This window comes from Citreimonas salinaria, assembly GCF_900107235.1.
Lineage (GTDB): Bacteria > Pseudomonadota > Alphaproteobacteria > Rhodobacterales > Rhodobacteraceae > Citreimonas > Citreimonas salinaria.
Genome location: NZ_FNPF01000009.1, coordinates 153791 through 166378, shown reverse-complemented (window position 1 = coordinate 166378; position 12588 = coordinate 153791). Strand labels below are relative to the sequence as shown.

13 protein-coding genes, 1 tRNA gene and 1 pseudogene are annotated in these 12588 nt (G+C 67.5%); 9 read left to right on the top strand and 6 right to left on the bottom strand.

The features are described from left to right. Positions 1–226: pseudogene (locus BLW27_RS21455) on the top strand (hypothetical protein); the annotation flags it as partial. Between the two features lie 199 nt (positions 227–425). On the opposite strand, the gene BLW27_RS12725 reads toward BLW27_RS21455, so the two are convergent. The 5 genes from BLW27_RS12725 to BLW27_RS12705 form a co-directional block, all read right to left on the bottom strand. Continuing rightward, a complete protein-coding gene (locus BLW27_RS12725) occupies positions 426–785 on the bottom strand; it encodes a DUF533 domain-containing protein (protein WP_089883765.1) in 360 nt (119 codons plus the stop codon). Positions 786–1104: 319 nt separating this feature from the next. Further along, a tRNA-Arg gene (locus BLW27_RS12720) sits at positions 1105–1181 on the bottom strand. 105 nt (positions 1182–1286) lie between these two features. Further along, positions 1287–2693 carry a sensor histidine kinase gene (locus tag BLW27_RS12715; protein WP_089883764.1) on the bottom strand — a complete coding sequence of 469 codons (1407 nt, stop codon included), beginning with the start codon at positions 2691–2693 and terminating at the stop codon, positions 1287–1289. Between the two features lie 15 nt (positions 2694–2708). Then, positions 2709–4127, bottom strand: a complete 1419-nt coding sequence (locus BLW27_RS12710; protein WP_089883763.1) for a dihydrolipoyl dehydrogenase family protein — start codon at positions 4125–4127, stop codon at positions 2709–2711. A 1-nt stretch (position 4128) separates the two neighbouring features. Then, a complete protein-coding gene (locus BLW27_RS12705; RefSeq protein WP_089883762.1) occupies positions 4129–4866 on the bottom strand; it encodes a TVP38/TMEM64 family protein in 738 nt (245 codons plus the stop codon). Between the two features lie 300 nt (positions 4867–5166). Between BLW27_RS12705 and rpmH the strand changes: the two genes are divergently transcribed. Genes rpmH through yidD form a run of 3 tightly spaced genes read left to right on the top strand, consistent with a single transcriptional unit; the run spans position 5167 to position 6028 of the window. Then, positions 5167–5301 (top strand): 50S ribosomal protein L34, encoded by a 135-nt coding sequence (rpmH, locus tag BLW27_RS12700; RefSeq protein ID WP_012177012.1) that lies wholly within the window; start codon positions 5167–5169, stop codon positions 5299–5301. Positions 5302–5315: 14 nt separating this feature from the next. Continuing rightward, on the top strand, positions 5316–5810 hold the full coding sequence (gene rnpA, locus BLW27_RS12695) for a ribonuclease P protein component (RefSeq protein WP_089883761.1): 495 nt from the start codon (positions 5316–5318) through the stop codon (positions 5808–5810). Continuing rightward, positions 5807–6028 carry a membrane protein insertion efficiency factor YidD gene (yidD, locus tag BLW27_RS12690; protein ID WP_089883760.1) on the top strand — a complete coding sequence of 74 codons (222 nt, stop codon included), beginning with the start codon at positions 5807–5809 and terminating at the stop codon, positions 6026–6028. Before rnpA ends, yidD begins: the two co-directional genes overlap by 4 nt. A gap of 27 nt (positions 6029–6055) precedes the next feature. Here the strand turns inward: yidD and BLW27_RS12685 are convergent, their stop codons facing one another. Then, the gene (locus tag BLW27_RS12685) at positions 6056–6574 is read right to left on the bottom strand and encodes a superoxide dismutase family protein (protein ID WP_089883759.1); all 519 of its coding nucleotides are present in this window, start codon (positions 6572–6574) and stop codon (positions 6056–6058) included. A gap of 136 nt (positions 6575–6710) precedes the next feature. Here BLW27_RS12685 and ttcA point away from each other — a divergent pair, with 136 nt between their 5' ends. The 5 genes from ttcA (at position 6711) to yihA (ending at position 12549) form a co-directional block, all read left to right on the top strand. After that, on the top strand, positions 6711–7574 hold the full coding sequence (gene ttcA, locus BLW27_RS12680; RefSeq protein WP_089883758.1) for a tRNA 2-thiocytidine(32) synthetase TtcA: 864 nt from the start codon (positions 6711–6713) through the stop codon (positions 7572–7574). A gap of 75 nt (positions 7575–7649) precedes the next feature. Then, positions 7650–9194, top strand: a complete 1545-nt coding sequence (locus tag BLW27_RS12675; RefSeq protein ID WP_089883757.1) for an EAL domain-containing protein — start codon at positions 7650–7652, stop codon at positions 9192–9194. 144 nt (positions 9195–9338) lie between these two features. After that, positions 9339–11153, top strand: a complete 1815-nt coding sequence (yidC, locus tag BLW27_RS12670; RefSeq protein WP_089883756.1) for a membrane protein insertase YidC — start codon at positions 9339–9341, stop codon at positions 11151–11153. Beyond that, positions 11150–11899, top strand: coding sequence for an MOSC domain-containing protein (locus tag BLW27_RS12665; protein ID WP_177177887.1), 750 nt, complete (start codon positions 11150–11152; stop codon positions 11897–11899). The genes yidC and BLW27_RS12665 overlap by 4 nt, the downstream gene beginning before the upstream one ends. Further along, positions 11896–12549, top strand: coding sequence for a ribosome biogenesis GTP-binding protein YihA/YsxC (gene yihA / locus BLW27_RS12660; RefSeq protein WP_089883755.1), 654 nt, complete (start codon positions 11896–11898; stop codon positions 12547–12549). The genes BLW27_RS12665 and yihA overlap by 4 nt, the downstream gene beginning before the upstream one ends. Positions 12550–12588: the final 39 nt, after the last annotated feature.

Here is a 12588-nt window from a genome sequence, read left to right as displayed (position 1 = left end):
ACACCGCGCTTGGCATACCTGTCACAGAACCCGTGGGATAAGTGCGTCCGGGGAAAGGGGAGGTTCGCGCTTCACCCTCTTTGCGCAACAAAGCCGTGCCACGAGCAAACAGATCGCGGCGTGGAGTGGGCATGAGACGCTCAAGGAGATCGAACGCTACGTAAGGAAGGCCGATCGCCGCCGCCTCCTGACGCCGTCCGCCCTCGAGACAGGGAAATTTCTCTGAGCAGCGCACGCCGTGGACGCTTTCCGATCGGCAAGTCGATTTCACCCATTGGCGCCAACCGAGCAGAATGGTTTCGGCAAGCCACGCCCGGGGTGGTTCGACTGTGCCTGGTCGGGCTGCCACACTCCAGCGTTCGCGCTGGCGCTCCGAGCCCCAGAGGTCGGAAGAGCCGTCGCTGCAATGGTTGGCGAAGAAGTCGTTACGAGGCGATGTAGACCTCTTCGGCCGTCTCCTCGTTGTCGACCTGCGCCAGCAGGGTCTCGAGCGGCTTGGGATTTGCGATCTCGCACTCCATCGTTGGCCTTTCCTCCGGGTTCGCGTCAGCCTCGTCGATCGCCGGCAATATCCGGCCGCGTTCGTCATGCGATACGGCCGCGTCGGAATAGGCCGCGGTGATCGTCGCGCGGATCATAAGCAGCGCCTCGTCCTCGCTGAACTTCTCGGCCGCCGCCTCGCCCTCGCGCAGGTCCTGATCGTGATCGGTCGTCGCGGAGGACTGCGATGCGGCGCCCGCGCCGCCGCCAAGGATCTGGTTCGCGGTGCCGCGCAGAGTGCCCATCAGGCCTCCGCTGCCACCATCCGGAAATGGAGGCCGGACCAAAACGACAGATCTCCATGAAACTTGGACGACCAGGTCGGGCTTCGCCAGGACGCCATGTCGCTCGCCCGAGATGCGAAAAGCGCACTCGCCGCGAGAACCCTGACACGGCAAAGCTGCTGTGTTCAGGAAGTCACAGGCAAGCCATACTCTTCAATGCGGACCGCTACCTATGCGGCGGCATCCGCCGATGTCATAAGGTCGATTTTGTCTAAGACGCACCTCGCCCTTAGACAAAAAAGCCGCAAGACTTTGAAGTTGTTCGTCTTTTTTAGGGTGGTGGCGGACCGAGGAGGATTCGAACCCCCGACCCCCTGATTCGTAGTCAGGTACTCTATCCAGCTGAGCTATCGGTCCGTCGAGGGGCGGTCTAACCGCGCCGCGCGGGGGATGCAAGAGACAAAGCCGCGTTTTTTTTGCGCGACCCGCCCCACGACCTGTCCGCTCAGGCGCACCGGGCATTCAGCGCGCCCGGGACGCGCGCTTTTCCTCCATGTCGTGCATCGGCAGACGGATCTCGAACAGCGTGCCCGATGCGTCGCTGCGGATCAGCTCCAGCGTTCCGCCATGCCCGCGCACCAGTTCGACGACGATGGCCAGCCCCAGCCCGGAACCGCCCTTGCGCGCGCCGCCCTGAAAGGGCTGGAACAGGTGTTCGCGCGCCTTGGGCGGCAGGCCGGGCCCGGTATCGCAGACGCGGATCACCCAATCGTCGTCGTCGTGCAGGGCCGTCAGGTTGATCTCGCCAGGCTTTCCCGACGCGACGATCGCCTGGCGCGCGTTTCTCACCAGATTCGACAGCGCGCGGTAGATCTGCTCGGGGTCGCCGCGGATCATCATGCTGGCGGGGATGTCCTCGGACAGGCTGACATCGTGCTCGCCAATCGCAAGCCGCTCGGCCTCGAGCACCTCGTGGGCCAGTTCCGCGAGGTTGAACAGGGTCAGCACCGGCGCCGGCTCCTCGGCCCGGCCGAAGGCAAGGGTGGATTCGCACAGGCTGACCGCCCGGGTGATCGAGTTCACGAGCTTGGGCGCAAGACGGCGCACGGCCGGGTCTTCCGACCGCTCGATGCGGTCCGTGAAAAGCTGCGCGGAGGTCAGGATGTTGCGCAGGTCGTGGCTGACGCGGGCCACCGCCCCGCCCAGCTGGGCCAGCCGCTCCTTCTGGCGCAGCGCCTGCGTCATCTGCGTCTGCAGCAACTGCAACGCCTCCTCGGCCTCGCGCAGCTCGCGGACCGAGGCCGAAGGCCGGATCACCCGCCGCGCATCCTCGGGTGCGGCGGCATAGGCCTGCATGTGTGCGACAACACCCTTGATCGGCCGGACCAGCAGCACGCGCACCGAGAAGAACAGCAAGCTGGCCGTGACAATCGAGATCATCGCCGAGAGCAGCAGGATACGCAGCCCGTAGTCCAGCATCGCTTCGCGCAGATCGGCGGTGTCCATTGTCACCTCGATCAACTGGCCGGCCTCGCGCAGCGGGCTGCCGATGAGCCGAATGATCTGCGGCTCGGTCGTCAGCAGGCGCGACAGCGCGCCTCCGATCAGCTGGGCCGGACCCGGGTCGCGCAGGTCGTAGGTCGCGGCGATCGGGCCGGGCACCTCCGACGATAGGACCAGTTCGCGCATCTGGTCGCGGCGCAGGACCACGTTGTAGACGCCCGCGTTGGCCAGCAGCTCTGCCTCTAGTTCGGGCGAGATCATGTCGTCGGCCAGCAACGCCAGCGACGCGATCTGCGCCCGCTCGAGCCGGGCCAGCAGGAAATCCTCGCGGAACCGCGCCACGGAAGGCACGAAGATCAGCACCTCCGCCAGCATGACGAAGATCACGGTCAGGATAAGGAACCGGCCGGAGAGGGAATTCAGCATGTCCTGTTCGCGTTATCAGGGAAGCCGGCGCTGAACCAGCCGCACCAGCCGCTTCACGGTGTCGTTCTCGAACAGCGTCGGCGTGTAATACGCGCCGGCGACCCTCTTGTTGATCTCCGCCAGCGTCGGATAGGGCGCGACCATCGACGAGATCTGGCTCATCCTCAGTCCGTTGGCGATGGCCAGCGACCACAGCGCGATGAGGTCGCCCGCCTGCGCCCCCACGATCGACGCGCCGACCGGCCGGCCACGGACGACCATGACCTTGATCATGCCCTCTGTCTCGCCCTCGGTGACCGCGCGGTCGTTCTGGTCGAAGTCCAGCCGCACCACCCGCAAGCTGTCGCCGTGCTTCTCGCGGGCCTCTTTCTCGGTCAGGCCGACATGCGCCAGTTCCGGGCGCGTGTAGGTGGTCCAAGGCAAGTGGTCGGTCTTCGCCTTTGCCGGCAGCCCCAGCGCCACCTGGCGCACGACGATGCCCGCGTGGTAACCGGCGACATGGGTGAACTGCAGCCCGCCGGCCGCGTCGCCGATGGCGAATACGCGTCGGTTCGTGGTGCGAAGCCGCTCGTCCACCTGGACGCCGCTCCTGGTGGTCGCGATCCCGGCGCGGTCCAGGTCCAGGGCCTCGGTGTTGGCCTTGCGCCCCACCGCGACCAGCAGGTGCGAGCCCTCGAAGCTCTTTCCGTCGTCGGTCTCCAGCACCACGCGGCCGTCGGCGTGGCGCGCCGACTTCGCCTGCGCGCCTTCGACGATTTCGATACCCTCGGCACGCAAACGGTCCAGCAGCAGCGCCGCGAATTCAGGGTCGTCCTTGCCCAGCGCGCGCGAACCTTCGATGACCGTGACCGCGCAGCCCAGCCGGCGATGCGCCTGCGCCATCTCGATCCCGATGGGACCGCCGCCGATGATGAGCAGATGCTCGGGCCGCTCGCGCAGGTCCCACAGTGTCTCGTTCGTCAGGTAGGGCACGTCCTCGAGACCGTCGATCGGCGGCACGAGCGGGCGCGATCCGGTCGCGATGACGATGCGCCGGGTCTTGATGCGGTAGCGATCGGTCTGGATCTCGTCATCCGAGACGAAGCGCCCCGCCTCGCGGATCACGCACACGCCCATCTTCTCGAACCGCTCCTGGCTGTCATGCGGGGCGATGGTGGCCTGCGCGCGCTTCACGTGGTCCATGACGGCGGCGTAGTCCACCTGCGGCGCGCCCGTCGAAATCCCGAAGTCGTCCGAACGAAAGGCCGAATGCGCGACCGAGGCGGCGGCGATCAGCGCCTTGGACGGGACGCAGCCGTAGTTCAGGCAGTCGCCGCCCATCTCCCCGGGCTCCAGAAGCGTGACATGCGCACCCATCTGCGCAGCCCCCGCCGCGACCGACAGCCCCCCGGATCCGGCGCCCAGGATCACGACATCCGTCTTGATGTCCTCCACCTCAGATCTCCTTCCTGCCACGCACGGCGCGGACGAATATCGGCAGCGCGGCCAGCGTCGCCAGTCCCAGGATCGGTCCGATGACCTGCGGCTCCCACAGCAGAGACAGGTCCGGCGTCCCGCCCCGATCGAACACTTCGCCCAGCCCCACTCCGACCCAGGTGATTACCACGGTGCCGGGAATGATTCCCAACGCCGTAGTGAACGCGAAGTTGCGGAACTTCACGCCGACGAGCGCGGGGACCAGGTTGGCAACGAAGAACGGCACCGCCGGCACCAGGCGGATCAGGAACAGAACGCTGATCTCGTTCTCGTTCAGGCGCCGCTTGATCTGCCGCATCCGGCCGTCGGACGCATCGATCCGCGCCGCCAGCGTCTGGCCCAGCCCCGCCCGCGCCGCGAGGAAGATCGCCGTAGCCCCGATCGTGGCCGACACCACGTTCAGCACCGATCCCGCGACCAGCCCGAACAGGAAGCCTCCGGTGACCGACGCCACGGCCGCGCCCGGCAGCGAAAAAGTGACGATGGCGATGTAGATAGCGGCGAAGATCGCGACCATCCATGGGTAATGGGCGTCGCGGAATTCCAGCAGGGCCTGCCGGTTCTCGCGCAGCGTCTCGAAGCTCAGCCAGTCGTTCAGCGTGAAGGCCCCGCCGATGGCCACCACGGCGATGGCCGCAAGCGGAAGGTGCCGCCGCCAGCCTGGGCGGGCGACCGGGCGTCTGTCTTGCTGGGTCATGACGGCATCATCGTCTCGCGCTTTGGTCGGGGCTGTCGGTAACATGCGCCCTTGGGCTGGAGCGGGACAGGGCTTTCACGGCGGCTTGATCGCAGGGGAGGCCTGGCCCGCCGGCAGCGCCCCGAAGGGGTCCGGTTCTGTAACATCGCGGGCCGTGACGGCGAAAATGTTGCAATCTGCCCCCGCTTGCGCCGACACGGGCGTTTGACATGGCGCCGTGGCGCTCCTATAGACCGGGCTTCGAACGAATAGGGCCCGCCGAATCCGCGCGACGGGTCGTGAACACTGGAGAAACTGGCGATGAAACGCACCTTTCAGCCGTCGAACCTGGTCCGCAAGCGCCGCCACGGTTTCCGCGCCCGCATGGCCACCAAGGCCGGCCGCAAGATCCTGAACGCGCGTCGCGCACGCGGCCGCAAGTCGCTCAGCGCGTAAAGCGCGGCTTCGCCATGGCGAAGCGCGACGGAAATGCTGACCAGACCGCACCGGAGCGATCCGGAGCGGTCTGTTCGCGTTCGGACAGGGCCGAGGGCGGGGAGGCGTTCGACAATGCGCCCCGCGCGCCGATCACGACTCTGACCAAGCGCGCCGATTTCCTGCGAGCGGCGCGGGCGGGCCGCGTGCCCTGCCCCGCGTTCCTTTTGCAGGCACGCCGCCGCGCCCCGGACGAGGCATCCGGCATCCGCATCGGCTATACCTGTTCCAAGAAAGTGGGAAACGCCGTAGCTCGCAACCGCGCCAAGCGCCGCCTGCGCGCCATCGCGCGCGAAGTTTTGCCCGAAGGCGGGCGCGCGGGTTGGGACTACGTGCTGATCGGACGCGCCCAAGCCACGGCCCAGCACGACTTCGCGGCCATGCGCGACGATCTGCGCGCGGCGCTGGCGAAGGCGCACGCGAAGGCACCGCGGCAAGCCGAAACTCCTAACGCACCAGACCGCTTATGAGCCCGCTGGCGCATATGGCGGCCCTGCCCATCCGGGCCTACCGTCTGGTGCTGTCGCCTTGGGTCGGACACGGGTGCCGGTTTCATCCGACCTGCTCGTCCTATGCGCTCGAGGCGCTGGAGCGCCATGGCGCGCTGAAGGGCGTGTGGCTGACCGCGCGACGGATCGCGCGGTGCCGCCCCGGCGGCGGATCGGGCATCGACAACGTGCCCGACTAGCCTGATCCGGGGCTTTCGGCGCAGAGTTCAGCCGCCGACGGCTTCGACCACGCCGCAGGCCACGCGGTCGCCCGCGCCCGCTTCGCTCTCATACGTGTCGGCGCTTGCGTGCACCATGATGGCCGATCCGTCGTCGTCCATCAGCGGCGCCTTGTCGCCGTCGAGCGTCACGCGGGCCGTGTGGAAATCGGCCATGGCCGCGCCGTCATCACCAACGTGGATGTTGGGCAGGTCGCCGGCATGGCCGCCCGCTTCGGTGAAGAAGCCGTGCCCCGAATCGTCGGGCGCGTAGTGGCCGCCGGCCGAGGTGAAGTCACCCTCGCAGGCGCCGGTCTGATGGATGTGAAAACCGTGCCAGCCGGGTTCCAGCCCGGTCAGGTCGGCGCGCAGCAGCAGACCGTCGGCGGTCTCGAAGATCTCGACCGTGCCGACCTCGTTCTGGTTCCGATCCATCATCGTGGCGTTGGCCACGGGATCGGCTGCGTAGGCGGCGGTGCCTGCCACCAGGGCGGCTGCGGCAACGGATGCGATTCGTGTGGAAAGCATGATGTCCTCCTTTTCCAGTGATCCGGAAACCGGCAGGGTCGCGCGATGTTCCACGCGGACCGGTTCCGCGCGTTGGGCTTCGCCTGAAGCCGCGTTTGCCGCTTTCCTACCGGGCTAGGATTTGGCATGAGAGGCCATGCTCGACGACGCCTCCGACATCCATCCGCTGTTCCACGGTGCCCCGAAAAGCACCGAATTCAAGAAGCTGCGCAAGCGCATCGTCCAGAACGTGCGCGAGGCGATCGACCAGTACGGCATAGTCGAGCGCCGCGACCCCGACGCGCCACCACCGAAATGGCTGATCTGCCTGTCGGGAGGCAAGGACAGCTATACGCTTCTGGCGATTCTGTACGAGCTGAAGTGGCGCGGCCTGCTGCCGGTCGAGCTGCTGGCCTGCAACCTCGACCAAGGCCAGCCGGGCTTTCCGGCGACGGTGCTGCCGGAGTTTCTCGAGCGCATGCAGGTGCCCCACCGGATCGAGTACCAGGACACCTATTCCATCGTCACCGACAAGGTTCCCGCCGGTCGCACCTTCTGCGCGCTGTGTTCGCGGCTGCGGCGCGGGCATCTCTACCGCATCGCGCGCGAGGAAGGCTGTTCCGCCGTGGTGCTGGGACATCACCGCGACGACATCCTCGAGACGTTCTTCATGAACCTCTTCCACGGCGGGCGCGTGGCCACCATGCCGCCCAAGCTGGTTAACGAGGAAGGTGACCTGTTCCTGTACCGCCCCCTCGCCCACGTAGCCGAAGCCGATTGCGAGCGCTTCGCCAGGGCGATGAACTACCCGATCATACCCTGCGACCTGTGCGGCAGCCAGGACGGTCTGCAACGCCAGCAGGTCAAGCAGATCCTCGACGGGTGGGAGCGCAACAGCCCCGGCCGCCGGCAGGTGATGTTCCGCGCGCTGACCAACATCCGGCCGTCGCACATGCTGGACCCGAAGCTGTTCGACTTCGCCGGGCTCATGCGCGCGGAAACGGGCAAATTGGATACATAAATCTCACGATGATTAAGTTGCGGGTTACCGCCGCCGCCTAGCGTCCCCCCCCAGGTGAACGGCGAGGCGGGCAGGATGACGCGCGATCTTTCGAATGCATTGGGCCGGATCGGACGGGCCTTCAGGCATGGCCTGCACGGCCCGCAGGCGCTGGCCTTCATCCCCGCGCTGACCCTCGCCGCCTTCTGGCTGGGGGGTGAAACGGTTCTGGTGGCCTGCGCGCTGGGCCTGCCAGCCCTCTACGCTCTTGCCGGCTGGGGATCGGCCGTCCGGACGCCCGCTCCGGTCGAGGCGGGGGGCGACGTGGTCGACACTGCCGCGGCCCGCGCATTGGTCGATCGCCGCGTTAACGAGGCCCGCGCGGAGGGGCTTGGCACCGCCTGCCTGCTTTTCGATGTCGCAGGCCTGACCGAGGTGGCGCGCAAATCCGGCGACATGGATGCCGAGCCGCTGCGCGAAATGGTGCTGATGCGACTGCGCGGCCTGCTGCGTCGCGGCGACACGGCCGTGCGCATCGGCGACAGCCGTTTCATGGTGCTGGCGGCGCCCTCGTCGCGTTCGGATCTGGAAAGCCTGCTTCAGATGAGCGCGCGGCTTCAATCCGCCGTCGAAGAGCCTGCTTCGACCGACACCACCGTCCGTCATTTGACCGCCAATATCGGCTTTTGCGCGACGGCGCGCCTGCCGGGTACGCCCACCGGCGAAAGGCTGTTCGACGCGGCGCAGGTCGCGCTGGCCGAAGCCGCGCGACAGGGGCCGTCGGCGATCCGCGCCTGGTCGGACACCATCGCCCAGAGCGATCGCACGCGCCGCAGCCTGACGACCGAGGTGCGCGCGGCGCTGGAGAACGGCCAGATCCAGCCGTGGTTCCAGCCGCAGATCTGCACGTCGACCGGCGACATCAGCGGGGTCGAGGCTCTGGCGCGCTGGATTCACCCCCAGCGCGGAATCGTCCCGCCCGCGCAGTTCCTTCGCTGCCTCGAGGAGGCAGGGCTGGACGAACGTCTGACCGAGATCGTGCTGCAGCACAGCCTGAACGCGCTGCGCAGCTGGGATCAGGCTGACGTCCACGTGCCGCGCGCCAGCCTCAATTTCGCGCGCGGAGAGCTTGCCTCGCAAAGTCTGGTGGAACGGGTCGAATGGGAACTCGACCGCTTCGGCCTGACCCCCATGCGGCTGGGCATCGAGGTGTCGGAGGGCGCGCTGGGAATCGGTCGGGACGTCCGCATCGTCGACAACCTCGTCGCGCTTCGACGGGTGGGGTGTTATCTTGAACTTGACGATTTCGGCGCCGGACAGGCGCCGCTGACCGCTTTGACGGCACTTCCCTTCGACCGGATAAAGATCGACCGCAGCCATGTCAGCCGCGTCGACCGGGACGAGCGGCAGCGCCGCATGCTGGCGGGGATCCTCGGCCTGGCCGAACGGCTGGAGCTGGACACGCTGGCCGAGGGCGTCGAAAGTGTTGGCGAACACGCGCTTCTGGCGCAGTTGGGGTGCGGACACGTGCAGGGCTTCGGCATCGTCCGAGCGATGCCCGCCGACGAGTTGGCCGAATGGTCGCGCACGCACCGCGCGCGCATCGCGGAGGCGCAGCGTCTGGGGCGCGACGCCCGCTGACGCCGCTCCGACCGGCGCCGTTCCGCATGGCCGCGTCGAAGTGCCGTGCCGACGCTTTGGACCGCGGGGCGGAATCTCCTTGACCTTCGGGGACTGCGCGGGTTGAACCGCCAGCAGTTTCTCAGAGGAAAAGCGGCTGTCCCCATGGACGATCAGAACAAGAACCTGCTCATCGCTACCGCGCTCAGCTTCGCGGTCATCCTGGTTTGGTTCCTGCTGTTCCCGCCGCCGGAAACGACCGACCAGCCCGCGCCGACGACGGTCGAGACCGGCGAAGTGACGCCCGGCGGCATCGCCACCGCACCCTCGGCCGCGCCCGGCTCTGCCCCCGCGGGCGAGGCGCCCGCTGTCGAAAGCGCCGCCGAGGCTCCTCGCATCGCGATCGACACGCCGCGCCTGTCGGGCTCGATCTCGCTGCTGGGCGGCCGTTTCGATGACCTCAAGCTCAAGGACTACAACGTCACGCCGGACGAGGATTCGGACATCGTCCACCTGTTCGATCCGATCGGCACCCTCACGCCCTATTACGCCCTCTACGGCTGGGCCCCCGGCACCGGCGCCGCCCCCGAAGACGTGCCCGGCGCCAACACGCCGTGGGAGATCGTCGAAGGCGACACGCTGACCGTGCAGGACCCGGTGGTGCTGCGCTGGGAAAGCCCGTCGGGGCTGATTTTCCGCCGCACCGTCTCGGTCGACGAGGATTACCTGTTCACCATCGCGCAATCGGTCCAGAACACCGGCGAGAGCACCGTCTCGTTGGCGCCGTACGGCATCCTTGCCCGCCACGGCCAGCCCGAGGACCTGAAGAACTTCTTCATCCTGCACGAGGGCGTCATCGCCATGGCCGATGGCGAACTGACCGAGATCGACTACGACGACATGAATGATTTCGAGGTCGTGCCGGCGGAAGGCGCGCGCGCCGAGGTCACGCAGGTGGCGCAGGACGGTTGGATCGGCTTCACCGACCATTACTGGATGGCGACGCTGATCCCCGCCGCCGGCACCGCGTTCAAGCAGGTCGCGAAGTACGACGAGAGCCGCGACATCTACCAGACCGAATCCGTCATGCCGACGATGCAGATCGCGCCCGGCGAGACGCAGGAGGTGACCCAGCAGCTGTTCGCCGGCGCGAAGGAATGGGAGACCATCCGCGAATACCAGGCCGCCGGCATCGACCGTTTCATAGACGCGATCGACTGGGGCTGGTTTTTCTTCCTGACCAAGCCGATCTTCGCCGTGCTGCACTACCTCAACGCCTGGATCGGCAACATGGGCTGGGCGATCATCGGTCTGACGCTGCTGATCAAGGCGATCCTGCTGCCGCTCGCGTACAAGTCCTACGTCTCGATGGCGAAGATGAAGGAATTGCAGCCCGAGATGGAGAAGATCAAGGAGCGCGCCGGCGACGACCGCCAGAAGCTCCAGCAGGAGATGATGGGCCTCTACAAGAAGGAAAAGGTGAACCCCGCCTCGGGTTGCCTGCCGATCCTTCTGCAGATCCCGATCTTCTTCTCGCTCTACAAGGTGATCTTCGTCACGCTCGAACTGCGCCACGCGCCGTTCTTCGGACCGTTCCAGGACCTCGCCTCGCCCGATCCGACGTCGATCTACAACCTCTTCGGCCTGCTGCCTTGGGGTGCGCCCGAGCCGGGCAGCCTGCTGGCGCTGATCTTCATCGGCATCCTGCCGCTGCTGCTGGGCGTGTCGATGTGGCTTCAGCAAAAGCTGAACCCGGCGCCGACCGATCCCACCCAGCAGATGATCTTCGCCTGGATGCCGTGGGTGTTCATGTTCATGCTCGGCAGCTTCGCCAGCGGCCTCGTGGTCTACTGGATCGCCAACAACGTGATCACCTTCACGCAGCAATACGCGATCATGCGCAGCCAAGGGTACAAGCCGAACGTGCTCGGCAACATCACGTCCAGCTTCCGCAGGCGCGGCAAGGACGCGGGCAAGTGATCGGCACGATCGCCTCGCTCTGGCGCCACCCGATCAAGGCGCATGGCCGCGAGGAAGTCGCGCGGCTGGCCCTGACCGCTGGGCAGACGGTCCCGTGGGACCGGGTCTGGGCGATCGCGCACGAGGCGTCTCAGGCGGACGGGTCGACCTGGGTGCCCTGCGCGAATTTCAGCCGCGGCGCCAAGGCGCCCGCGCTGATGGCCGTGACCTGCACGCTGGACGAGGGGGCGGCCACCGTCACGCTGCGGCACCCGGACCGGCCCGACCTGACCGTCGCGCCCGACGACGCAGACGACGCGGCGCGCCTGATCGACTGGGTCCGCCCGCTGATGCCCGAGGGGCGCGCTGCCTCGGCCCGCGTGGTCCGCGCGCGCGAGCGCGGCATGACCGACAGCGACTTCCCGTCGGTGGCTTTGTGCAACCTCGCCTCGCACCGCGCGGTCGAGCAGCAGCTGGGCACGCCCCTGTCGATCCACCGCTGGCGCGGCAATGTCTGGATCGAAGGCCTCGCGCCGTGGGAGGAATTCGACCTCGTCGGGCAGGACATCCGGATCGGCTCGGCTATCCTTCACGTCCGCGAACGCACCGGCCGCTGCAAGGCGACCACCGCCAACCCCGAAACGGGCCGCATCGACGCGGACACGCTGGGCGCGCTGAAGTCTTGGGGCCACACCGACTTCGCTGTCTACGCCGAGGTGATCGAAGACGGCGAGATCGCCACCGGCGACAGCGTGGCCCGCGCATGAGCACCCTGCCCTTCCCCTTGGCCGAGGCGCCCGACGAGGCCGCAGCCGAGCGCGGCCGCCTGCTGTTCGCCGGCGAGGTGACCTTCGTCAAGGGCGTGGTGGCCATGGACGGCCTGCCGCCCGCCGACCGGGCCGAAGTCTGCTTTGCCGGCCGCTCCAACGTGGGCAAGTCGACGCTGATCAACGCCCTGACCGGCCGCAAGGCGATCGCGCGGGCGTCGAACACCCCCGGCCGCACACAGGAGATCAATTACTTCGCGCTGGCCGACAGCCATTACCTCGTCGACCTGCCCGGCTACGGCTACGCCAACGCGCCGCTGCCGAAGGTCGAGCAATGGCAGCGCCTGCTCAAGGCATACCTGTCGGGGCGCGCCAGCCTGCGTCGCGCCTTCGTGCTGGTCGACACGCGCCACGGCGTCAAAGCGGTGGACGAAGAGATCATGAACCTGCTCGACCGCGCGGCGGTGCCGTTCCAGGTGGTGATGACCAAGGCCGACAAGGTCGGCGCGGCCGAACAGGGCCGCATCCTCGACCAGGTGCGCGGCAAGCTGGCGGCGCATCCGGCCGCCTACCCCGAACTGGTCCTGACCAGCAGCGAGAAGGGCGACGGGATCGCCACGCTGCGCGCGATCATCGCAGGGCTGGTCTAGCCTTCGGCCGCCCTGCGCGGCATGGTGGAGGCGAACCCG

What these genes read in the sequence shown, in the direction of transcription:
- BLW27_RS12725 (WP_089883765.1), bottom strand. Translation starts at nt 785, where the DNA reads ATGGGCACTCTGCGCGGCACCGCGAACCAGATCCTTGGCGGCGGCGCG.
- BLW27_RS12715 (WP_089883764.1), bottom strand. Translation starts at nt 2,693, where the DNA reads ATGCTGAATTCCCTCTCCGGCCGGTTCCTTATCCTGACCGTGATCTTC.
- BLW27_RS12705 (WP_089883762.1), bottom strand. Translation starts at nt 4,866, where the DNA reads ATGACCCAGCAAGACAGACGCCCGGTCGCCCGCCCAGGCTGGCGGCGG.
- rpmH (WP_012177012.1), top strand. Translation starts at nt 5,167, where the DNA reads ATGAAACGCACCTTTCAGCCGTCGAACCTGGTCCGCAAGCGCCGCCAC.
- rnpA (WP_089883761.1), top strand. Translation starts at nt 5,316, where the DNA reads ATGGCGAAGCGCGACGGAAATGCTGACCAGACCGCACCGGAGCGATCC.
- yidD (WP_089883760.1), top strand. Translation starts at nt 5,807, where the DNA reads ATGAGCCCGCTGGCGCATATGGCGGCCCTGCCCATCCGGGCCTACCGT.
- BLW27_RS12685 (WP_089883759.1), bottom strand. Translation starts at nt 6,574, where the DNA reads ATGCTTTCCACACGAATCGCATCCGTTGCCGCAGCCGCCCTGGTGGCA.
- ttcA (WP_089883758.1), top strand. Translation starts at nt 6,711, where the DNA reads ATGCTCGACGACGCCTCCGACATCCATCCGCTGTTCCACGGTGCCCCG.
- BLW27_RS12675 (WP_089883757.1), top strand. Translation starts at nt 7,650, where the DNA reads ATGACGCGCGATCTTTCGAATGCATTGGGCCGGATCGGACGGGCCTTC.
- yidC (WP_089883756.1), top strand. Translation starts at nt 9,339, where the DNA reads ATGGACGATCAGAACAAGAACCTGCTCATCGCTACCGCGCTCAGCTTC.
- yihA (WP_089883755.1), top strand. Translation starts at nt 11,896, where the DNA reads ATGAGCACCCTGCCCTTCCCCTTGGCCGAGGCGCCCGACGAGGCCGCA.